A 22,072-nucleotide genomic window follows, 5' to 3' on the forward strand; every position below is an offset into this window, starting at 1 on the left:
CCTCGCGCCTCGCGCCTCGCGCCGCGAGGCGCTGGGCCGGCGGGCTCGGCAAAGCCTGCCGGCGGGCTCAGCGCCTCGCGGTCGCGACGCGCGTGGCGCGGGGCGACCGCTCCCTGGGCCGCGCGGCGCGAGGCGCGAGGCGCGTGCGTCATCGCGGGCGGGCGACGCCCGCGCGCACAGACGTCCTTATTTGACGCGTTGCCCGACGTCGCGTAATCCACTCGGCCATGTCAGGCAGTCGTGGACCTCGCGGGCCTGCGGCGCTCGCGCTCAGCGGGTCGCTCCTGGGACTCGCGTTCAGCGCCTCATCGACCTTCGATTACATCCGGCACCTCGACCGGCAGGTCCACGATCTGCACTGCAGCTTCGTCCCGGGCCTCGGCGCGCAGGCGGGCGCCGACACCGCGTGCCGCGTGGCCATGTACAGCCCCTACTCCGCACTGTTCCGCGAGAGCTTCTGGGGCGGTATCCCCATCTCGCTGTTCGCCCTGGGGGCGTTCGCGTTCTTCGCGGCGTTCGCGCTCTATGTGCTGCTCTCGGCCCAGCACGCGCCGCGGCGCGCGGCGCACTTCCTGTTCGTCGCGGGCCTCACGCCGCTCGCCGTGTCGCTCCTGATGGCGACCATCTCGGCGGTGCGCCTCGGGGTGTTCTGCAAGACGTGCGTCGGCATGTACATCTCGTCGGCGCTGCTCGCGGCCGGCGGCGTCTGGGCGTTCCTCGAGGACCGCAGGGCGGCCCGCGCCGCGGCCTGGTCCAGCGCGGCGCCGCGCGCGCCCTCGTCGGCAGGCGCGGCCGGGGTGGGGCCCACCGTGCCCGGGGCGCCCCTCGGGGTCGACGGGCCGGGCGGGGCCGCCGCAGCGCCCGCCGCCCCCCCGCGCCGCGTGGGCTCGCTGCTGCTCCTGCCGGGGTGGCTCGTCGCGCTCGCCGTGTGCACGGTGACGCCGGCGCTGCTCTACGCGAGCGCGCTGCCGAGCTACGCGAGCTACATGACCGGCTGCGGCAAGCTGGAGAAGCCGACCGAGCCGAGCGGGGCGCTGCTCCACGTGACGCGCCCGGGCGCGGTGCAGCCGGCGACCCTCTTCGTCGATCCGCTCTGCCCGACCTGCAAGGCGTTCCACCAGCGGCTCGTGTCCGAGGGGGTGTGGGAGAAGCTCGACGCGACGGTGGTGCTCTTCCCGCTGGACAGCGAGTGCAACTGGATGCTCGACCGGCCGGTGCACCCGGGCGCGTGCCTCCTCTCGAAGGCCATCCTGTGCAGCGATCACCGGGCGATGGATGTGCTCGAGTGGGCCTACGAGAACCAGGAGACGCTGCTCGAGGGCGCGAAGGCGGGCGCGGGCATCGCCAACGTGCAGGCGGCGATCCGGCAGCGCTGGCCGGGGCTCGACGCATGCATGGACTCGAAGGAGACGGCGCTGCGGCTGAACCGTATGCTCCGCTACATCGTGGACAACAAGCTCCCTGTCTCGACGCCGCAGATGTTCCTGGGCACGACGCGGCTCTGCGACGAAGATACGGACATCGGGATGTCGTACGCGATAAGGCAGCTCGCGCCGGCGCTCCGGACGAAGTGAGGAGATCATGAGAGGCGCAGGGATCATCGGGATCGTGGCCGGGTGCGCGCTTCTTGTCGCGTCCGGGGTGACGGTGCACAGCGAGGTGCAGGCCGCGTCGCAGCGCCTGAAGACGGGTGTGGCCGCGGCGGTGAAGCCGGCCGTGGCCATCGCCAACGACGCCGAGGCGCCGTATTGCACGCCCGCGTTCAAGACGGTGCTGCAGCGGGTGCTCAACGCGTGCGGCCTGGTCGGGGCGGAGGCGCGGCGCGGGTGCCAGCCGGCCGACGTGAAGACGCTCGCGTCGATCAGCGACGACGACTTCAACGCGCTCTTCACGCCGCTGAGGCAGCGGGGCGGGGTCGTGATGTTCGACGACGCCTCGGAGAAGCTCGACGACGACGGCAAGAAGATGATCGAGGAGATGTGGCTCGATCGGCGCGGCGCCCGCTATTTCTTCATCGTCGCTCGCGCGTCGAAGACGGGTGGGCCGGAGTTCAACCGGACGCTGTCGCACAAGCGCGCGAACAGCGCGTTCTTCGACATCTCCGACAAGTTCAAGGAGCAGGACCTGGACAAGAAGGTCGGGATGCTGTGGCTCGGGAACGAGTTCGCGCAGCTCGGCGCGGAATACTGCCAATGGAACGTCTCGCGCAAGAACAAGGCATGCACGGCGGAGGCCATCAACCGGAGCGCGTTCGTCTCGTGGGTGGACTGTCAGCTGTGAGCCCCGCAAGGAGGAGCGGCGCCCTCCGGAGCGCCTTCGTGGCCCTCGCCCTGGCCGCGGGGCTCGCGGGCGGGTGCGACACGGACAAGGCCGATCTGCCGCCGCCCCCGACGCCCGGCCAGGGGCGGAGCAACGCGGTGACGGCGCCGGGGGCCGCGGCGCCCGCGAGCGCCAAGGCGCCGGCGAGCGCCACGGCGGAGGCGGCGCCGGCCGCGCCGCGGCTCCTGTGCGCGGGGCAGTCTCCGCGGCCTGCGCCCTCGTCGGGCGGGCTCACGGCGGTCGCCGCCGGCGGCGCGGAGAAGCTGCCGGCGAACATCGGGTTCGGCGTCGGCAAGTGGGTGTGGGTGAACTTCTGGGCGGCGTGGTGCAAGCCGTGCCTGGAGGAGATGCCGCGGCTGCTCGGGTGGCAGCAGAAGCTGCGGGCGGCCGGCGTGCTCGTCGACCTGGCGTTCATCTCGATCGACGACGACGAGCGGCAGCTGTCGCGGTTCCTCGAGGCGCAGCCGGGCACCGGGGTGCGCGCCTCGTACTGGCTGCCCGACGGGCCCCAGCGGGCCGCGTGGCTGCGGGCGCTCGGCGTGAAGGAGACGACCGAGCTGCCGATCCACGCGCTCGCTGCGCCGAGCGGGCAAGTGACGTGCGTGATCCAGGGGGCCGTCGAGGACAGCGACTATCCGACGCTCGCGGCGCTGCTCGGCGGGAAGAAGTAGCCCTCAGCCGCTCTCCCGCCACCTGACGGACCCGCCGGACCTTGTCCAGCTGGGCCAGGCGCTGGGCTGCTCCCCCTTCCACCGCGGGCGCGCCAGGGATCACTCGGCGATGTGGGTCAGCCGCGAGCCTTCTACCGGCATGAACTCGTTGATCTTCATCGGCTCCACGCCGGTCGTGAACTCGTACGGACCCACGATATGAATCACCTCTACGCTGGAGCCACCGCCTTCGCCGCCCGCGCCGCCCGCGCCGCTCGTGCTGCTGCTCGAACTGCTCGTGCTGCCGCCGACGCCGTGGACGCCGCCTGCGCCCCCGGCGCCGGCCTCACCCCAGGCGCCCCCCTCGCCGCCTGCACCGCCCTCGCCGCGCTCGCTGCTCGGGCGCCCGGCGCCCCGCTGGGCGCTCGGACCTCCGGCGCCAGGAGCCGGTCTCGTGACGGTGATGGAGTCGACGTGGATGACGGTCGGGTTGGCCCAGGGCCCCGTGTTGCCCGCAGCGCTCATAAGTCCGAGCATCTTCGCGGTGGTGCGGTTGAAGGTGGGATTGCCCGGGGCCAAGGTGTCGACGTCGATCACGATATCCTTCCACTCGCCCAGGTCGGCGAGCGGATTCCAGGCATACCCGATCGGCGCATACACCAGCTCCGGCCCGTTTTGCACGAAGGCCTGCACGCCGCCGTTGGAGCCGGCCTGGGTCTTCACGCGAAACGTGACGGTGGCGCCGGTCAGGTCGACCGTCTGGTCCCAAACGATGATGAACTGCGTCCATTGCCCCGCCCTCGTCAGCGGCACGGAGAGCCGCGCGCAACCAGGGCAATGCTCGGCCGGGCCGGCAACGCCTCCACCCGCGCCATCGCTGCCGCCCTCGCCGGCACTGCCGCCGGCAGCCCCCGCGCCGCTCGCGCTCACCCAGCCCGACGACGTGCTGGGGGGGAAAGGGAACCCCCCTCCAACATCGTCGCTGTCCGAGCCAATTTGAGTGCAACCCGGCATGGCGAACGCGCCGATCAACAACCCGACCACCGCCGAAGAACGCACGGTTCTCATCCTGACCCCTCCTCGATTCATTCCGCGAGGCACCGCGGCCGATGCCGCCGTTCGCCTTCAGCGGATCCCACCTCGCCCGAGCTCCCCCGAACCAACCCCCGCACACGACGAGGCTATCGTGGACAGATGGCCTCCTCAACAGCCCGGGCGGGCAAATCCGTCACCAGGGCTCAACGCGTTTGTCGTTTATCGACACTGGTTCTGCTGAAAGCGCGGCAGCCACACAAGACCACCCGTGGGGTCGACCGGAGCGCCGCGCGGCAGCTACATCAGATCACCTGCCGAGCTGTTCGAGAGCGCGCCGGGAGCAGCCGGCCAGGGATGCTGGCAGAGCCCTTCTCGCCCACGCGCCGCGCGCCGCAGGCCTCGTAAAACCGCGCGGCGCTCGGATCGCCCTGGATCACGAGGACGCGGTACCCGCGTCGCCGCGCTTCGTCGCGCGCGTGCGCCAGGAGCGCGCGGCCATGACCGCGCCCGATCGCCTGCGGCTCGACGCGGCGCTCCTCGAGGCGCGCCGTCGCAAAGCGGCGCTCGGCTTGTGTGGAGGTCGCGGCCGAACCTATCGTCGTAAGAGCGCCTCGTGAAAACCTCTCTGCTGACACGCCGTACCGCCTTTCTCTTTCGTCTGTCCTCGCTGGTTGCGTCGGCGGCCCTCCTCTTCGCGAGCTGCAAGGGCAGCGCCCCACAGCAAGGGTCAGGCGATCCCTGCGAGAGCGCGCAGGACTGCGCGGACGGCGTCCCCTGTACGGTCGATCGCTGCGTCGGCGGTCGGTGCGAGTCGGAGGCGGACGACGCCCGCTGTCCGAGCGGGCGCTGTGATCGGGCGAGGGGCGCCTGCGTCAACGACAAGGCGTGCGCGTCGCCGGCCGACTGCGCAGACGCGGATCCGTGCACCCAGGAAGAGCGCTGCAACGAGTCGCTCCGGCAGTGCGTCTTCGAGGGGCTGGACGGCGACGGGGACGACGCGCTGCCCGTGATCTGCGGCGGCGCCGACTGCGACGATGACGATCCGCGCAACGCCCCGACGCTCGCCGAGCTGTGCGACGGCGCCGACAACAACTGCAACGGCACGGCCGACGAGGGCGAGGACAGCGCCCTCTGCGGCGCCGACGATGCGCGCTGCGTGAGCGGGCGGTGCGAGTGCCCGGCCGGGCAGGGGTACTGTCCGCTGGAGGGCTCCTCGGGGTTTCACTGCATCGACGTTCAGTCCGACCCGAAGAACTGCGGCGCCTGCGGGGCGTCGTGCCCCGCAGGCACGACCTGCGAGGGCGGGCAGTGCACGTGCCCGGGGGGCCTCACGCTGTGCGGGTCCGGGTGCGCGGACCTCTCCACGGACCGGAACCATTGCGGCGCCTGCGGCACCGCCTGCGACGACGGGGAGAACTGCACCGACGGCAAGTGCGCGTCGTGCGGCAGTCTCGACGAGCCTTGTTGCGATGGCGTGCTCTGCGAGGACCGGTTCACCGAGTGCGGGCGAAGCGGCACGTGCGTCCCGGCGGCGTGCTCGGAGCCGTTCGAAGCGTTGCCGGTCACGCTCCTACCGCGGTGCACGGCCGAGACGCGGACGTGCGTCGAGACGTGCGAGGGGGACGGGTGCCTTCTCGATTGCCTCGAAGCGGACACCACACCCCCCCGCTCGTTCGCCGGCCAATCCTTCACCTGCCTCGACTGCATCAGCCACCAGATCGAGGCCTGCGGGGCGCGGACGATGTGCCGGGAGACCCAGGCGGCGATGTACTGCTGCATCGAGGAGCGCTGCGGCGGGACCGTCGACAGCAGGTGCGAGTCCCGCTGCTCGTTTGAGTTCGACGAGCACAGCAGCTGCCTCGCCTTGATGGGTTGCGTTTACATCCTAGAGGCGGAGCAGCCGCTCTCCTGCTTCCCCTGAGGCGCCCTCGTGCGCGAGCAGCCACCGCTTCCTCTCCAGGCCGCCGGCATACCCCGTGAGCTCTCCGCCGGCCCCGATGACCCGGTGGCACGGGATGATCAGACAGACAGGATTCCGGCCGTTCGCCAGGCCGACCGCGCGGGACGCCGACGGTTGACCTAGCGACGCCGCGACCTCCCCGTAAGCGCGCGTCGCGCCGGGAGGGATGCGCCGGACCTCCGCCCACACGCGGCGCTGGAAGGCGGTGCCGCCGGGCTCGACGGGGATGTCGGAGAGCGCGGCGAGATCGCCGCACAGATAGGCTTTCATCCGGCTGGAGAAGCCGCCGGGATCGGCGGCGCCGTGGAGCGCGACGGCGCCATACCGCGCCTCCAGCGAGCCGCGGAGGCGCTGCGCGTGATCCGCGAAATCGAGCGCGTGAATCGCGCCGCCCCCGGCGGCCAAGAGGATGACCCCGACGGGCGACTCCACCTCATCCAGCGAGAGATCCATTCGATACCTCCGTCTCTGCGGGCCGCGCGCCCTGCGCGTCCGCCGTCCACAACAGCACCGCGGCGTAGGCGCGCCACGGGCGCCACGCCTCCGCCATGGCCGCGAGATCCGCGCCGGAGACGCCGCCGAGCGCGCGCCGCAGGCCGAGATCCGTGGCCGGGAACGCGTCCGGCTCGCGCAGCGCGCGCATCGCGATGTAGTGCGCGGTCCACGCGCCGACGCCCGGGACCGCGCAGAGCGCGCGCACCGTCTCCTCCAGGCCGCGCGAGGCGTCGAGCGCGACCTCGCCGGAGGCCACGCGCGCCGCGAGCGCCGTGATCGTCGCGGCGCGGGCGCGCGGCAGGCCGAGGTCCGTCAGATCGGCCGCGGCGAGCGCCTCGGGCGCAGGGAAGACGAAGCGGAGCCCCTCGGCGCCCTCGGGCAGGCCGCCGCGGACCGCGAGCGGCTCGCCGTGCCGCTCGACAAGGCGGCCCGCGAGCTGCGTCGCGGCGCGGACGCTCACCTGCTGGCCCAGGATCGCCCGCACCGCGAGCTCGAAGCCGTCCCACGCGCCCGGCACGCGCACGCCCGGCATCGCCAGGACCCGCGGGGCGAGCCGCGGATCGGCCCCGAGGTGCGCGGCGATCGCGTCGGGATCGGCGCCGAGGTCGAAGAGCCGCCGCAGCCGCTCCGCGCAGTGGATGAGCCCCTCGGTGCCGGGCAGCCGCAGCCGCGCGAGGAGGTACGGCTCGCCGGGCGCCGCGCGCACCTCGACGACGCCGTGCCCGCCGGCGACGCGCACCGTGCGGCGGTAGGCGCCGGGGCCCGCCGACTCCACGCCGGGGATCGCGCGCGCCCCGAGGAAGCCCGCGAGCGCGCCCCAGTCGAGCGGCGGCCGGAACGGGAGGCGGAGCGCGATGTCCGGCGCGCCGCCCTCCCTTCCCCTGGCCTCCCCACCCCCACCCCGCTTCGCTACGGCCTTTCGCAGCTCGCGCGGCGAGCGCTCGTAGGCGGCGCGGATCGCGTCGTTGAAGCGGCGGACGCTGGAGAAGCCCGACGAGAGCGCCACCTCGGTCATGGAGAGCGCTGTCTCGTCGAGGAGCTTCTTCGCGAAGAGCAGGCGCCGCGTCTGCGCGACCGCGAGCGGGGAGGCGCCGACGTGCCGCAGGAAGAGCCGCCTCAGGTGGCGCTCCCCCACGCCGAGCCGCGCCGCGAGCGCCGGGGCGTCCGCGTCGTCGAGCGCGCCCTCCGCGATGAGCCGGAGCGCCCGCGAGACGAGGGCCGACGTGCCCAGCCAGGCGGGCGTCCCGGGCGAGGCCTCGGGGCGGCAGCGCAGGCACGGGCGGTAGCCGGCCTCCTGCGCGGCGGCCGCCGAGGGGAAGAACACGCAGCGCTCCCGCTTCGGCGTGCGCGCGGGGCAGATGGGGCGGCAGTAAATGCCCGTCGAGCGCACGCCCGTGAAGAAGCGACCGTCGAAGCGACGGTCGCGGGTCTCGAGCGCTCGGTAGCACGCGTCCTCGTCGATCCGCATGCAGGGCGTCGTAGCGCGGGTGCCGCCGCGGCTCTGGCGCTTTTCGGACCTGTGAGGGCGGACGGGTCCGGCCGCCCTGATCGCCCCACCAGGGATCCGGAGAGAATTCAACGCAAAGGCGCAAAGGCGCGAAGGCGCAAAAAGAACAAATTATCGTGCATTTTTGCGTCTTTGCGCCTTTGCGCCTTTGCGTTCAACCTCTCGCCGCTTGCGAGGCAGATCCCTGGCAGGGTTTTTGACCCGCAGTATTGGCTGCCGGGCCGCTGCGCGGGACGCCCCTGAGCGCGCCGGCCCAGGGGGTCGCCGCGGAATGGTACGCTCGGCGCGGCATGAAGAGCGTGTTCGACACCCTTGCCGCCATGGGGCACGAGCAGGTGCTGTTCTGCGCGGACGAGCCCGCGGGCTACCGCGCGATCATCGCGATCCACAGCACAGCGCTGGGCCCGGCGCTCGGCGGGACGCGGCTCCTCGGGTACGCGAGCGACGAGGAGGCGCTCGTGGACGCGCTGCGCCTGTCGCGCGGCATGACCTACAAGAACGCGCTCGCCGGGATGGACGTCGGGGGCGGCAAGGCGGTCATCCTCCGCGGCGGCGCGGAGCCGCTCGAGCGGGAGCGGCTGTTCCGCGCGCACGGGCGCTTCATCGAGGGCCTCGGCGGCAGGTTCATCACGGGCGAGGACGTGGGCACCACCCCCGCGGACATGGAGCTCATCCGGCGCGAGACGCGCCACGTGAAGGGCCTCGCCGGCGAGGGCGGTGACCCTTCGCCGTGGACCGCGCGGGGCGTGCTCCGCGCGATCCAGGCCGCGGCCCGCCACCGGTGGGGCAGCGACGAGCTCGCGGGCCGGACCGTGGCGCTCCAGGGCTGCGGCAGCGTCGGCGGCCGGCTCGCGGCGGAGCTCCACCGGCTGGGCGCGCGGCTGCTCGTCGCCGACGTCGACCCGGATCGCGCCCGCCACGTCGCCGCCGAGCTCGGCGCCACGATCGTGCCGCCGGACGCGATCGCCTCGGTCCAGGCCGACGTCTTCGCCCCGTGCGCGCTCGGCGGCGTCCTCGACGACCGCGCCGTGCAGGAGCTGACGGCCGAGATCGTCGCGGGCGCGGCCAACAACCAGCTCCTCGATCCGCGCCACGGCGACGCGCTGGCCGCGCGCGGCGTCCTCTACATCCCCGATGTCGTGGCCAACGCAGGCGGCGTGCTGAGCGGCGGCGCGGATCTCTTCGGCTGGTCCCGCGCCGAGGTCCACCGGCGCGTCCAGGCGATCTACGACACGGTCCTCAGGGTCCTCGAGATCGCGGCGAGCGACGGCGTTTCGCCGCAGCTCGCCGCCGAGCGGCTGGCCGAGGCGCGCCTGCGGGAGCGCGCCGCGGCGGGGTGATCGCTACCGCGTCACGGCCCCGGGCGCCGGCTCGGCGGGCGGGCCGTTCTTCAGCGCCTTCGCCGCCTCGACCATCAGCGACACCGCGAGCCCGAGCAGCGCGAGCCCCACGACCCCGTTCAACGTCGTTGCGTTCAGCGCGAGCCCCTCGGTCCGCACGGCAGCGAACGCATTCCGCACCTGGAGGATGAGGGCCCACACCGTGATCGCCATGACGAACACCATCGGGATCGCGGTGTACCAGATGCGCCGCTTCTCGCGGTGCAGCCAGACGGTGACCGAGAGGAGCGTCAGCGCCGCGAGCAGCTGGTTGCTCGTGCCGAACAGCGTCCAGAAGTCGAGGTACGCGGGCCGCACGCCGGGCGCGGGCGGGCGCGCGGTCATGATGAACAGCGTGGGCGGCGCCAGCGAGATCGCGGTCGCGGCCGCGGACACCACGCGCCCCTTCCAGTTGAAGAGCTCCTGGAGGATGTAGCGGCTGAGGCGCGTCGAGACGTCGAGCGTGTCGAACACGAAGGTGGAGAACGCCATGGCGCCGAACGTCGCGGCGAACAGGAAGTGCTCCTTGCCGATGATGACGGTGAGGAACTTGCCGATCCCGTCGCCGTAGATCTTGCCCGGCCCGCCCAGCTTCGTCCCCTGCGCCACGATGACGAGCGTCGCGAGCGCGATCAGCGCGACGAACGCCTCGGCCAGCATCGCGCCGTAGCCCACCGGGTGGGTGTGCGTCTCCTTCGAGATCTGCTTCGACGTCGTCCCCGAGCAGACGAGCCCGTGGAAGCCGGAGCAGGCGCCGCAGGCGATGGTGACGAACAGGAACGGGAAGAGCATGCCGGTCGCGCCGCCGGCGTTGAACGTGGTGAACGCGGGCTGCCGCAGCTCGAACTCCCCCGGGTAACGGAGGTTTCCAAAGAAGATCCCGATCACGCCGACCGCGAGCGCGATGTAGAGGACGAACCCGCCCAGGTAGCCGCGCGGCTGGAGGAGCAGCCAGACCGGCAGGAGCGAGGCGATGAGGCAGTAGACGAGGATGATGAGGCCGAACGCGCGCTGCGGGTTGTCGAGCGGCAGGACGAACGCTGTCGAGATCTTCGTGCCGAGCCAGACGACGCCGAGCGTCGCGGGCACGAAGATCAGCGTGGTGAGCCAGAGCGGCGGCTTGAGGTACCGCTCGACGACGCCCATGACGATGGAGAGGCCGAGGTAAGCGGCGCTCGCCGCGGCGACGGCGCCACCGGGGTTGAACTGGAACGAGCCGCCCTCGAACTCCTCGGTCTTGCCGACGAAGGTGCTCGCCGTGATGTCCGTGAAGGCGACGATCACGTAGGACAGCGCGAGCCAGATGAAGATCATCATCGACAGCCAGGCGCGCCGGCCGATGTGCCGCTTCGCGATCTCGGCGACGCTCTCCGCCTCGTGGCGGACGCTCGCGATGAGCGCGGAGAAGTCGTGCACCGCGCCGATGAACACGACGCCGATGGCGATCCAGAGGATGCACGGGAGCCACCCGAACGCCTGGCCGGCGAGGATGGGGCCGGCGATCGGCCCGGCGGCGGCGATGGCGCTGAAGTGCTGCCCGAAGAGGTAGAACGGCTTCGTGGGGACGTAGTCCTCGCCGTCGTTCACCCTCACCGCGGGCGTCACGGCGCCGTCGTCGAGCGCGTAGTTGCGCGCGACGATCCGCCCGTAGAAGCGGTAGCCAAGGCACAGCACGACGATGACGGTCAGGGCGAGCAGCGGCAGCACGCGGCGGAGTATAAGGCCATCCGCGGGCGACAGTGATCCGGCAAACGAAGGGGAAGGGCGGCGGTGGGTCGCCGGACGGGCGCAGGCCCCCGCCCATCACGGCGCCAGAGCCCGAGGGTGCCGGTCCGGAGGAGCCCCCCTCGGAGACGCGCGGCTCTCAGAGGCTGGCGTTCATCGTGTCCCAGTAGCTGTGCAGGCCGTGGAGGTTGTTCCCGCCGTCGACGAACACCGTATCGCCGGTGATCCAGCGCGCCTCCTCGCTGCAGAGGAACGAGACCACGGGCGCCACGTCGGTCGTCTCCCCGATCCGCCCGAGCGGCGTGCGCTCGAGGAACCTCTGGGCGCTGAGCCCCGCCGTGAATCCGATGCCGTCGACGAGCGGCGTCCGGATGAGCCCCGGCGCCACCACGTTCACCCGGATGCCGTGGCGCCCGAGCTCGGACGCGGCCACCTTGGTGAGCTGCGCGAGGGCCGCCTTGGAGGCGCAGTAATGCGACATGCCGTCGGTCGCCAGCACCTGGTTGATGGAGCTGATGTTGACGAAGGCGCCCGGCTGTTTCGCGGCGATGAGGCCGCGGGCGACCGCCTTCATGAAGAGGAAGGGGCCCTTCAGGTTGATGTCGAGGACGCGGTCGAAATCCTCCTCCGGCAGGTCCGTCAGGAGCGCGAGCGTGGCGATCCCCGCGTTGTTCACGAGGATCCCCGGCAATCCGAACGCCGACGTCGCCGCCTCGACGGCGCGCGACACGTCTTCGGCGCGGGACGCGTCGCCCAGGAAGGGCAGCGCGCGCGCCGGCCCGTCGGCCGCGCGGTTCAGCTCCTCGGCCGCCGCCTCGACCTTCGCCGCCGTCCGGCCGAAGAGCAGCACGTTGCTGCCGCGACTCATGAGATCTTTCGCGATCTCGAGACCGATCCCCTGACCACCGCCGGTGACAATCGCGCTCTTGGAAACAAGCTTCATCTCGACCTCCCTGAATACGGAAAGAAACTCCAACGGCCTTGATTGCCTAGAGGAACTCCGGCCGGCCGAGCGCCGATCTCGCTCAGGCCGGCAGCATCATCGGCGCGCGCACCTTCGCGGCGATCTCCTCGCCCCGGAGCCGCGCGACGAGCGCGAGCGCGAACGCCATCGCGGTGCCCGGCCCCTGGCTCGTGACGAGCAGCCCGTCCTCGACGACCGGGCTCGCGAGGAGCTCGCCGTGCGCCGACACCACGTCGTTCACGGACGGGTGGCACGCCATCCTGCGGCCCTGGAAGAGCCCGTGCGCCGCGAGCGCGATCGGCGCGGCGCAGATCGCCGCGACGACCCGGCCCGCCTGCGCCTGCGCATGAAGGCGCTCCCCGACGGCCGGCGAGCTGGCCAGCCGGTCGGCCCCGCCCTTGCCGCCCGGGAGGACCACCACGTCGAAGTCGCCCGTCACGGCCGAGAGATCCGCGTCCGGCACGAGGCGCACGCCTCGGCTGCAGCGCACCGGGCCGGGGCCATCGAGCCCGGCGAGGACGACCTCGACCTCGGCGCGGCGCAGGACATCGACGATGATCGTCGTTTCCATCTCCTCGGCTCCCTCGGCAAGGATCACGAGCGCTCGCGGCGTCTTCATCAGCGCCGGCATGGGGCCGCAGGCCGCCGGATGCAAGCCGGACGCACACAGGACGCTGGCGGGCGCAAGCCGGACGCAGGCTGAGCGAGCGTATGCGAGCAGATCAAGGATCAAGCCGCGCGAGCTTGCGGGGGCGAGCGGCGCGGAAGCCCCTTTGCCTGGGCACGGCGACGCGCTAGGAGCGGGGCATGGCGGAGCCGTCCGACGATCCGTTTGGCCTCTCGGGGCAGACCATCGAGGGGAAGTACCGCGTCGCCGCCGTCATCGGCGACGGCGGGTTCGGCGTCGTCTACCGGGGGATGCACGAGGGCTTCGGCGAGCTCATCGCGATCAAGTGCCTGAAGCTGCCGGCCTCGCTCGACGCCGCGGAGCGCGACGCGCTGCTCGAGACGCTGCGGGGCGAGGGGCGGATCCTGCACCGGCTGTCGCGGGCCACCTCGGGCATCGTGCAGGCGCTCGACGTCGGCGCGTTCACCACCCAGGCCGGCGTGTGGGTGCCTTACCTGGTGCTGGAGTGGCTGGAGGGCCAGACGCTCGGGCAATACCTCCGGGAGCGGCGCGAGCGGGGCGAGGCCGGCATGTCGATCGCCGAGGCGATCCAGCTGCTCACCCCGGCCGCGCGCGCGCTCGCCGTCGCGCACGCGCACAAGGTCGCGCACCGGGACGTGAAGCCGGCGAACCTGTTCCTCACCCAGGTCGGGGGGGCACGGACGCTGAAGGTGCTCGATTTCGGCATCGCCAAGGTGCTGTCCGATCACCCGACGTTCACCGAGGCGCTCGCCGCGACCCGGCAGGGGCCGAGCGCGTTCACGCCGCGCTACGGCGCGCCCGAGCAGTTCAACAAGGCCCGCGGCGCGACGGGCCCGTGGACCGACGTGTTCGCGCTCGGGCTCATCTTCGTCGAGCTCGTGAGCGGCAGGCGCGCGCTCGAGGGGGACGACCCCACGCAGCTCTACGTCGCGTCGGCCGATCCGGCGGTGCGCCCGACGCTGCGCGCGCGCGGGCTCCCGGACGCGCCCGAGGCGATCGAGCGCGTGCTCGACAAGGCGCTCGCGATCGAGCCCAAGCACCGCTTCACGAGCGCAGGCGAGTTCTGGGACGCGCTCTCGGCCGCGGCGCACGGCGAGCGCGCGGGGTCCTTCGCGGGTCGCGGCGGCTCCTCCGCGGAGCACGCGGCGGGGCAGTCGACCGCGGAGTACGCGGCCGCGCAGGGGCTCGGCGTGGCCGTCGGGCCGAGCGAGCCGACGATGCTCGCCGACGCGCACGCGCCCGCCCCGGCGCGGCCTGCCATCGTCAAGGTGAGCCACGGCGGGAGCGGGCCGCAGGCCGCTGGCGCGAGCGGGCCGCAGGCCGCCGGCGCGACGGGCGGCGCGGCGCCTCGGGCGAGAGACGGGGGCGGCGCGCCGGCGACGGGGGGCTCCAGGACCGCGCAGGTCGAGGACTCCATGATCGAGACGGTCGCGCCCGCCAGCCCCCCTGCGGCCGGCGCGGCTCCGCACCCCGGCGCGGCCCCGCACCCCCAGGCCGCGGCGGGCGGACCACCGCACGCCGCGCCGCCGGTCGCAGCGCCGCCGCAGCGCCGCAGCGCCGCGCGCGCGGCGCTTCCCTGGTTCGTGGCGGCGCTCGTGCTCGGCGGCGCCGGCGCGACGGCGTACGTCCTGACGCGGGCGCCCGACAAGAAGCCGGCGAAGGCGCCGGCCGCGCGCGCCACCGCGACGTCGTCCGCCGGGCGCGCCGCGACGACCGCGGCGGGCGTGCCGGCGCCCGCCAGCGCCGCGCCGACCGCGAGCGCCTCGGGCGCGGCGCCTTCCGCCGAGCCCGCCGCGCCCGCGGCGCCGCCGGCGGACATGGTCTTCATCGGCCCCATCTCGACCACGATCGGCGCCGCGGGCGAGGCGCGCCAGGTGACGCTCACCCGCGGGTTCTACATCGATCGCAACGAGGTGACCGTCCGCGCCTACCGGGCCTGCATGCAGCAGCGCATGTGCTCCACGGCGGATCACGTCTCGCTGACGCCCGAGCTCCTGCCCGGCGCGAAGGCGCCGGTGGCGCCCGAGGAGCAGCGGGAGGTCGAGCTCTGGACGCGGCGCTGCAACGAGCCCCGCGGCGCGACCGGGCACCCGATCAACTGCGTCGACTACTCCCAGGCCGAGAGCTACTGCCGCTTCCGCGGCCGGCGGCTGCCCACCGAGGCGGAGTGGGAGGTCGCCGCGCGCGGCGCGGCCGGCCGGGCCTTCGTCTGGGGCGACGACGCGCCGGCCTGCGAGCGCGCCTGCTACGATCGCAACGAGGGCTGCCTCGCGCGCGGCGCCGACGTCTCGACCTGCGCGTCCGGCGTCCACCCGAGCGATCGCACCCCGGAGGGCGTCTACGATCTCGCCGGCAACGTGTCCGAGTGGGTGTCGGACGGCCTCGTCTTCCCGCCGCCCGGCGGCGAGAACCCGCAGGGCGACCCGTCCTTCCCGCTCAAGGTCGTGCGCGGCGGCAGCTTCCTGGACGGCCCCGAGAAGCTCTCCGCCACGTACCGCACCGCCGCGGCACCTGTCACCGCGCACGCCTGGATCGGCTTCCGCTGCGCCATGGACGCGCCGGCGCAGGAGGGCGCCGCCGCACAGCCGCCCGCCCCCGCGCCGCAGGCTGCGCCGGCCGATCAGGGAGCGGCGGCGCCCTGAGCTGCAGCGCCGCGCCCCGCTCCTCCGACGTGGCATGGCCGGCTCCGGTGCAGTGCGTCGACGGATCACCGAGCCGACAGGGCTCGGGCGGGTCGTTTCGATCGAAGAGCTACTACTTCGCCCAGAGGACCGAGAGGTCGAGCTCGATCGCCTCGAAGGGGGCGACTGCACCGTGGCCGAACGGCAACCCCGCGGCGCAACGAGCTACAGCCTGCAAGTTCACCGAGGCTGCTGACGAATCTCCGAAGAGAATTCACCGCCCGTGCTGGGCGCCGCCCCCATCGCCTGCGGGCCGGAGCAGGCCCCCCCCGCCCAGCAGCTCACAGGATGATGAACTTGTCGTCCGTGTACACGAGGACGAAGCGCGTGTCCGTCGGCGCGCCGCTGGCATCGAAGCAGGCGACGTTGACGTTCGTGTTCGACTCGGTGCCGGACCAGCCGACGACCTTGCAGTACTCCGGTCCGGTGCCGTACGCCGTGATCTGCACGTTCGAGCCCGACGCCGACATGCCGGGCAGGCTGACGGAGTAGCGGCCTGCGGACGTGCGCCCTGCGGTGATGTCGGCCTCCACCTCGCCCAGGTCCCCTGCGATGTAGCCTTCCTGATAGGAGAGGCTCGGCGTGTACGCCGCCGATGTGGCGTTGTTCGCCCAGGCGTAGCTGTAGGAGAGCCCGCCGTTCACCTGCCTCGAACGCGCGAAGTTGAGGGTGAACTGGCTATCCGACGGGGCGCCCGAGCTGTCGAAGCAGCGCACGCGGACCACCGCGTCGTCTCCGGATTGCGCCCAGCTGCCGACCTTGCAGTGATCGCTGCCCGGGCCGTAGGCCGTCACCTCGACCGTCGCGCCGCCCGCGGTCTGCCCCGGCAGGGTCACCGCATAGTAGCCCACCCCCTCGCGAGCGATCGTGTTGTTCACGCCGCTCGAGTTGAACTGGTACGTCGCGGTGGGCGTGTACGCCGACGCCGTCGGGTTGTTCGCCCAGACGTACGCCTCGTCCGATGATCCGGTGCCCGACTTGTGGACATAGGCGACGCTGAACAGGGTGTCGACCGGCGCGCCGCCCGCGGTGAAGCAGTTGACATGAACATCCACGTCATCGCCGCTCCTTACCCAGGAATTGACCTTGCAGCGCTCGGCGCCCGCGCCGTAGGCCGTGACCTGGACATGACCGCCCGGCGCCGCGCCCACGTCCGGAAACCGCACGCGATACTGGCCCGCACCGAGCTGCGTGACGGTGTTGTTCACGCCCTGCCCGAAGACGTCTCCGGAGGAGCTCCGCGAGTAGCTCGAGCTCGCGGTGAACGAGCCCGTCGCCTGGTGCGCCCACGCATACGCCCACGCACGGGACACGAACGCTTGCTGGGCGTCGCCCACCTCGCCCTCCTCGGCCTCGTACGCCACGGCGCAACCTGCGCCCATGATGCCGACGACGAGAGATCCCAGCAGCAGTGCCTTGCTCTTCATGACATGCTTCCTTTCGACGAGTTCGATGTTGGATAACGGCCATCGCCGCCCCGGCGCGACCGCGACAAGGTGATGACAAGGCGATTGCAACGCACATGCCGCGCGCGGCCACCCGGCGCGTGCAGCGATGGCGCTGCCTCCTGTTCCGGGGGCGAGACGCCGGATCGGGCGCGTTCAGGCCGTGATCGCGACACGCCGGCCGCGACCGGCGACCGGATTGCTGCGCGTCGCCGTCACGCGCTCATGACACCCTCGCTGTCACGCTCCCATGACAGGCGTCATTTCCGCGTGTCAGCGCGAGGGGGCCAGCGAGGAGCGCGCCGCTCAGGGGATCTCAGGGCGATCGCCGGGCGCCGGGCTCACGATCGCGCCGTCGGGTGAGCGATCTGGAACGTCGGTCGACTCGCCGGGCGCGGTGAGGAAGCCATTGCGGTCCGGCGGGCGGCTCGCGTCCGCTGCGCAGGCCGCCGAGGCGGGTCCCTCGGGACGCCAGCTGTCGAGGTCCTTCCGGAAGATTCGCTGTCAGCTTGGAGTCAGCGCTTGATCTGGGCGTCGGGCCAGAGCCCGAGGATCTCTTGCAACTGCTGCTCGGGACCGAACTCCTCCCAGACGATCCCGTTGCAATCCCGCGTCTCGGAGAAGGCGCTGGCGGCGTCGTCCTCCCAGCCCAGATGACGCAACGCCGGAGCTTCGCCCGCGGGGATCTGACGGATGGAGAAGTTCACCGTGTCGGTGCGCCAGAGCGCGTACTGGTCAGGCACGATCACGTGCGGCTGGGCCGCCAGGCGCTGCGTGTAATCCGCAATGGAGTCCTCCAGTGAACGCACGCCCAGAGCGATATGAATTCTTCGCATCTACGACCTTTCGCACAGCGCCAACGCGATGAGACACACCATGACGGAGCGCTGCGCAGACTGATACCATGGATCAGACAAGGACACCAGCCTCGGCGTGCGAGCCCGGCGGACGCGGACCATCTCGTTGATGCGCTGTTAGATCAGCGCCGCGATCCCGAGTCCGGTACAGCCCACCGAACAAGGGACGATGGCTTCCGGGCGCTCGAGCGCGAGCACGAGCGCCCATGGTGGGAGAGCGCCGGGCGCGGCAGCGCCTCAGGGCCGGTGGCCGCTGAGGTCGAAGGTCGCCTCCGAGTAGAACTCGAAGGAGCCCGACATCGTGCTCTCCTCGAATGTCGTCCCGCGGAGCTCGTAGGTCACCGTGAGCGGCACGGCGGAGCAGAGCGGGGCGGAGAGGTAGTTGAAGCGATCATCGCGGTAGTTCGCGGGCCGGTCCATCACGAGGAGCGCCTCCGTCTCGAGGGTGCCGATCGTCGACCCGCGCTCGGCGACGATCACCAGCGGCCCCAGCGTCTCGAAGCGGAAGTGGGCGGAGTGGTCGCCGCTGTTGTAGTCGGTCTTCTCGATGATGAGGAAGCCCTCCGGCACCATGTGATAGCGGATCGTCGAGCCCTCGACCTCGACCCAGCCGAGGCTCATCCGACCCTGGGAGGTGCTCCCGGCGCCGCCATCCCACGCGCCGCCATCGCTCAGCTGGTACTCCGCGTGGATGCCCATGATCGGCATCGACGTCGCCGAGGCGCTCTCGCCGTAGTGCCGGCCGAAGATCGCCGTGTCGATGGTCTCGGGGCTCGGGGGGCTGGCAGGGTTCGGCCAGCTCGTGTCGTGCTCGGGATCGACGACCCCGACGGCCAGGCATGCCCCGCCGCGCTCGTCGATGCCCAGGTCGCAGGCGTCGCCGATCCGATTGCCGTTCACGTCGAGCTGGTCCGGGTTCACGTCGAACGGGCAGTTATCCTCCAGGTCGGCCACGCCGTCGCCGTCGTCGTCCTCGTCGCACGCGTCTCCGAGGGCATCGGCGTCGAAGTCCGCCAGGTCCGCGTTCGCCACGTGGGGGCAGTTGTCCAGCGTGTTGGACACCCCGTCGCCGTCGACGTCGTCGTCACAGGCGTCGCCCCTGCCGTCTCCATCCATGTCGGCCTGGGCGGCGTTGGAGACCCACAGGCAGCTGTCCGACGCGTCCACGGCGCCGTCGTCGTCGTCATCGTCGTCGCAGGCGTCGCCGTACAGGTCAAGGTCGAAGTCCGCCTGGTCGGCGTTGCCGACCGCGACGCAGTTGTCGACCGCGTTGGGCACGCCGTCGTCGTCGAGGTCGTCATCGCAGGCGTCGCCGAGCCCGTCCCCATCGACGTCGCTCTGATCGTGGTTCGTGGCCTCGGGGCAGTTGTCGATGTCGTCGTCGTATCCGTCGCCGTCGCGGTCCGTGTCGCTCGGGTCGGGCGCGCCGCCGCCGCTGCCGCCATCTCCGTCATCGTCGCTGCCGCCCTGAGCACCGGCGCCGCCGCTGCCGCCGGCTCCGCCGCTGCCGCCGGCTCCGCCGTCACCGCCGCCGTCGCTCCCGCCCTGCACGGGACCGATGCACGCAGCGAGCGAAGAGCACAGCAGCACACACGTCGCGATGTGGTTCCAACGCATCATCCATCTCCTCAAGCCATGCCTGGATTCAAGGACTCGCTGGCAGCCGCATGAGATCCGCCACGAGGACGAGCTGGCTCCGGTATTCGCTGACATCCGGGCCGTCACCGTGGTCGCTGGTGCAGGCGGCGAGGGCAAGCGGTAGCCATCGTCGTCGCTGCTCGGCTCCCACGGCTCGCGAGGATCGGCGCGCATCCCGTCGCTGTCCACCACACCGCAAGAGTCCAACTCGCCGGCGTCCCGGCATCGCCGACGCCGGCCGCCCCCGGGCTCGCGAACGCCGGGAGCGCCCTCACCGGTCGGGGACGGAAACCCGTGGACGCGGACCTCGGACCAACGCTTCGAGGACGGCGGCGCGATCCGACGGGCGTCGGGCCCGCTCGCCGCCGGATCGAGCGAGCGAGCCGATCTCACCGGCGTGGTGCTCAGCCAGCGTCAATGCAGCAGGATTGACCTTGCGGACGCCAGGTTCCTATGATGCCTGGCCCCTGAAATTTCAGGAGGGCCATCAATGACATTCATCACGCTGGCACATTCCTCGCGCAACCGCCCGCCTCTTTACATTCGGCCCCTCGCCATCGAATTTCTACTACAAGAGGAGAAGGGAACGCTCCTCAATGAACTTCATGGACGACGCTACCTGGAAAGTCGCCCGATCGAATCCTTATTGAGCGCCATCCAAGGGGATGACCCATTCACAAAAGTTCCATTCTCAAAGAACTCGAACCACGCATGGGGATATATTCGCCTCAGCGCAATTGAGTACATCACGAACATCAACGACGCAGCGACGGTCCACACGTCAAGCGGCCGAGATTACATGGTCGCAGAGCCGCCGAGCGAGTTCATGGCCAGGTTTCCCAACGAGACGTTCGATTGCATGCACAGCAACGGAGGACAAGCCATTTACTTTCGTCGCGAGCGATTGCTCGGAGCGTCTCCCCTCGAAAATTCGTCCACCTATGCTTACACCTTCGACAGCCGGGAGAGCGTGCACAGCGACCAGATCGAGCCGAACTGGACAATGGACATGACAGTCGCTCAGGTCAAATACGGTCGAGCATTTTTTCGGGCGAGCCGGATAAAAGGCTTTCGGACGGACCGAAGCGGAACCATTGAACTACACGGCGCAGTCAAGCTTGCAGGCCTACCGGCCGAGGCTGTGCTGAAAGCATGCCCGATCGCGCATCCGGTGTCTTTCGCGCAATGCGCCGCCGGACAAGGCGGATCGGAACATAGATACGATTGGGTGCTGGATCGGGACACGATCCATGCGATTGTCCCGAGAAATCCGGGATTAGGCCTGGACACCCACATCGGTACCCCATTTTCAGGCCTCGACACGGTCGATCCGATCGACAAACTCATGGCTCAGCTTGATTTAACGTCATTCATTCGACTGACTCGCAATTCGGACGGACGCGGCACGAACGTTCCATCAGACTACAACAGCCAGCATCCGTGGGCCTACTATCGTCCGGAATCTATTCTGACCATGGAAGCGAGAGGCCATGGAACAGCAATCACAACGAGCACCCATTCGCATGTCGTCGATGAAACACCGGAGGAAGTTCTAGGTTCATTCAATCAGTTCTGGTGAGCGCCGAAGCGCTCGATCCCCTCCGAAATGTGTCCGCTCGCCTGGCACGGCCAGACGTCTGGCCGGGATCGCCGCCGAGCAGCCCACGGGCTCGCGGTGGAACGCCCTACCCCAGGCCGAAGCTCGCCTCGATCGGGTCGAACTCCGCGAAGTCGTCGCTGTTGGCAGGTCGTGGCGGTGCAGCGCTGGGCGGCGCCGCACATCAGCGCGCACCTCGTGGACCAGCTCCGCCTCGACGACCTGTATGTGGGGCTCTGGACGCGCGCCCGCGACAAGCAGCGTTCGCTGGAGGAGGCCGGGCTCGCCGACCCCGATCTGGCCACGGCGCCGCTGTCCCGAGAGGGGCTCCTCCAATGGTACGTCGAGAGGCGCGGCGACGGCTTTGTGCCGCGGGACCTCTCGGAGGCCGCGCTCCAGGCCGGGTTCCGCGACGAGCCGATGTTCCTGCGCGCGCTGCTCCGCGAGTACCATTATGTCCGGCTACGCGAGCGCTAGAACGCCGATCAATCACGTTGAAACACGGAGAATTTTCACAGGGAGGCGGGGAGGCGGGGAGGAAGAAAAAAAATTGAATTTCTCCCTCTTGCCGTCTCTCGCTCCCCGCCTCCCTGTGATTTTTTGTTCTTTCTCGTGGTTTCAACCCGTTTGTCGCTCCAGGATCCGTCGATCGCGAGCGGCAAACATCCTGACGGCCTCCGCTCGGCGGCGTGGACGGGCTGCCCCAGGAGGACCTGAGTCATGGCGGAACGACAAGCAGCAGAGTTGCTCTCCGTGGATGCGGATGCCGCAGCGCCGGTATCCGACGCGCGCCCGCGGGCGCTCGACGGCAAGGAGCACGTGCCAGGCACGCTCTTTCGCGGCGCGGACGGCGAGCTTTACTTCATCCCGGATCATCGACTCCCGCTCTTCCGCGTCTTCGACACATCGAGGGGCCGGGTCGAGCCGCTGCTGGCCGAGGAGCCGAGCAAGCCCGCAGAGGACCGCTCGTCCGCCCGGCTGAAGGCGGTTTACACGACCATCGAGATCCACGACCCCAGGAACGTCGACGGCTCGCCCGCAGAGACGGACGGCATCATCTCCGCGTCGGTGCGCCCCGAGACCGACTGACAGGCCCGCCGCCGGGCGGTTCGGGCGTGGCGCATCGCCCCGTGAGATCCCGCGCCGGCGCGCCCGCGCCGAGCACATCCCG

General features: G+C 71.2%; 19 protein-coding genes. 9 read left to right on the plus strand and 10 right to left on the minus strand.

The window, feature by feature from the left end; genetic code table 11:
• The first annotated feature begins 227 nt into the window (after positions 1-227).
• From WMF46_RS32785 to WMF46_RS32795, 3 genes are read left to right on the plus strand one after another with little or no spacing between them, the layout of a single operon-like run.
• Positions 228-1,574 carry a vitamin K epoxide reductase family protein gene (locus tag WMF46_RS32785; RefSeq protein ID WP_437980799.1) on the plus strand — a complete coding sequence of 449 codons (1,347 nt, stop codon included), beginning with the start codon at positions 228-230 and terminating at the stop codon, positions 1,572-1,574.
• A gap of 7 nt (positions 1,575-1,581) precedes the next feature.
• Positions 1,582-2,280 carry a hypothetical protein gene (locus WMF46_RS32790; protein WP_437543395.1) on the plus strand — a complete coding sequence of 233 codons (699 nt, stop codon included), beginning with the start codon at positions 1,582-1,584 and terminating at the stop codon, positions 2,278-2,280.
• Positions 2,277-2,990, plus strand: a complete 714-nt coding sequence (locus WMF46_RS32795; protein ID WP_437980800.1) for a thioredoxin-like domain-containing protein — start codon at positions 2,277-2,279, stop codon at positions 2,988-2,990. The genes WMF46_RS32790 and WMF46_RS32795 overlap by 4 nt, the downstream gene beginning before the upstream one ends.
• A 99-nt stretch (positions 2,991-3,089) precedes the next feature.
• Here the strand turns inward: WMF46_RS32795 and WMF46_RS32800 are convergent, their stop codons facing one another.
• Entirely contained in the window at positions 3,090-4,037 is a 948-nt protein-coding gene (locus WMF46_RS32800) for a hypothetical protein (RefSeq protein ID WP_437980801.1), read from the minus strand.
• Positions 4,038-4,306: 269 nt separating this feature from the next.
• Positions 4,307-4,723: a GNAT family N-acetyltransferase gene (locus WMF46_RS32805; protein ID WP_437980802.1), complete on the minus strand. Its 417-nt coding sequence runs from the start codon at positions 4,721-4,723 to the stop codon at positions 4,307-4,309.
• Here WMF46_RS32805 and WMF46_RS32810 point away from each other — a divergent pair.
• Complete coding sequence (locus tag WMF46_RS32810) at positions 4,618-5,925, plus strand: MopE-related protein (RefSeq protein ID WP_437980803.1); 1,308 nt, start codon at positions 4,618-4,620, stop codon at positions 5,923-5,925. The two genes, WMF46_RS32805 and WMF46_RS32810, sit on opposite strands and share 106 nt — an antisense overlap.
• Here the strand turns inward: WMF46_RS32810 and WMF46_RS32815 are convergent.
• A complete protein-coding gene (locus tag WMF46_RS32815) occupies positions 5,890-6,417 on the minus strand; it encodes a methylated-DNA--[protein]-cysteine S-methyltransferase (RefSeq protein WP_437980804.1) in 528 nt (175 codons plus the stop codon). The genes WMF46_RS32810 and WMF46_RS32815 overlap by 36 nt on opposite strands.
• Positions 6,398-7,927, minus strand: a complete 1,530-nt coding sequence (locus WMF46_RS32820; protein ID WP_437980805.1) for an AlkA N-terminal domain-containing protein — start codon at positions 7,925-7,927, stop codon at positions 6,398-6,400. Before WMF46_RS32820 ends, WMF46_RS32815 begins: the two co-directional genes overlap by 20 nt.
• Positions 7,928-8,256: 329 nt before the next feature.
• On the opposite strand from WMF46_RS32820, the gene WMF46_RS32825 reads away from it, so the two are divergent.
• Complete coding sequence (locus WMF46_RS32825; RefSeq protein WP_437980806.1) at positions 8,257-9,306, plus strand: Glu/Leu/Phe/Val dehydrogenase dimerization domain-containing protein; 1,050 nt, start codon at positions 8,257-8,259, stop codon at positions 9,304-9,306.
• A gap of 3 nt (positions 9,307-9,309) precedes the next feature.
• Here the strand turns inward: WMF46_RS32825 and WMF46_RS32830 are convergent, their stop codons facing one another.
• The 3 genes from WMF46_RS32830 to WMF46_RS32840 form a co-directional block, all read right to left on the minus strand.
• The gene (locus tag WMF46_RS32830) at positions 9,310-11,052 is read right to left on the minus strand and encodes a carbon starvation CstA family protein (protein WP_437980807.1); all 1,743 of its coding nucleotides are present in this window, start codon (positions 11,050-11,052) and stop codon (positions 9,310-9,312) included.
• A gap of 157 nt (positions 11,053-11,209) precedes the next feature.
• The gene (locus tag WMF46_RS32835; protein WP_437543411.1) at positions 11,210-12,013 is read right to left on the minus strand and encodes an SDR family NAD(P)-dependent oxidoreductase; all 804 of its coding nucleotides are present in this window, start codon (positions 12,011-12,013) and stop codon (positions 11,210-11,212) included.
• Positions 12,014-12,095: 82 nt separating this feature from the next.
• Complete coding sequence (locus tag WMF46_RS32840; protein ID WP_437709516.1) at positions 12,096-12,653, minus strand: DJ-1 family glyoxalase III; 558 nt, start codon at positions 12,651-12,653, stop codon at positions 12,096-12,098.
• A gap of 188 nt (positions 12,654-12,841) precedes the next feature.
• Here WMF46_RS32840 and WMF46_RS32845 point away from each other — a divergent pair, with 188 nt between their 5' ends.
• On the plus strand, positions 12,842-15,325 hold the full coding sequence (locus tag WMF46_RS32845; RefSeq protein ID WP_437980808.1) for an SUMF1/EgtB/PvdO family nonheme iron enzyme: 2,484 nt from the start codon (positions 12,842-12,844) through the stop codon (positions 15,323-15,325).
• Positions 15,326-15,645: 320 nt separating this feature from the next.
• Here the strand turns inward: WMF46_RS32845 and WMF46_RS32850 are convergent, their stop codons facing one another.
• The 3 genes from WMF46_RS32850 to WMF46_RS32860 form a co-directional block, all read right to left on the minus strand.
• Positions 15,646-16,791: a hypothetical protein gene (locus WMF46_RS32850; RefSeq protein WP_437980809.1), complete on the minus strand. Its 1,146-nt coding sequence runs from the start codon at positions 16,789-16,791 to the stop codon at positions 15,646-15,648.
• 533 nt (positions 16,792-17,324) lie between these two features.
• Positions 17,325-17,618 carry a hypothetical protein gene (locus WMF46_RS32855; protein ID WP_437980810.1) on the minus strand — a complete coding sequence of 98 codons (294 nt, stop codon included), beginning with the start codon at positions 17,616-17,618 and terminating at the stop codon, positions 17,325-17,327.
• Positions 17,619-17,903: 285 nt separating this feature from the next.
• Positions 17,904-19,286 carry a thrombospondin type 3 repeat-containing protein gene (locus WMF46_RS32860; protein WP_437980811.1) on the minus strand — a complete coding sequence of 461 codons (1,383 nt, stop codon included), beginning with the start codon at positions 19,284-19,286 and terminating at the stop codon, positions 17,904-17,906.
• 508 nt (positions 19,287-19,794) lie between these two features.
• Between WMF46_RS32860 and WMF46_RS32865 the strand changes: the two genes are divergently transcribed.
• From WMF46_RS32865 to WMF46_RS32875, 3 genes are all read left to right on the plus strand, one after another.
• A complete protein-coding gene (locus tag WMF46_RS32865) occupies positions 19,795-20,883 on the plus strand; it encodes a hypothetical protein (RefSeq protein ID WP_437980812.1) in 1,089 nt (362 codons plus the stop codon).
• Between the two features lie 171 nt (positions 20,884-21,054).
• Positions 21,055-21,378, plus strand: coding sequence for a hypothetical protein (locus WMF46_RS32870; protein WP_437980813.1), 324 nt, complete (start codon positions 21,055-21,057; stop codon positions 21,376-21,378).
• 243 nt (positions 21,379-21,621) lie between these two features.
• Positions 21,622-21,990, plus strand: a complete 369-nt coding sequence (locus WMF46_RS32875) for a hypothetical protein (protein WP_437980814.1) — start codon at positions 21,622-21,624, stop codon at positions 21,988-21,990.
• Positions 21,991-22,072 lie beyond the last annotated feature (82 nt).

The organism is Sorangium sp. So ce117 (assembly GCF_051524395.1).
In the GTDB taxonomy this organism is placed as follows: Bacteria; Myxococcota_A; Polyangia; order Polyangiales; family Polyangiaceae; genus Sorangium; species Sorangium cellulosum_B.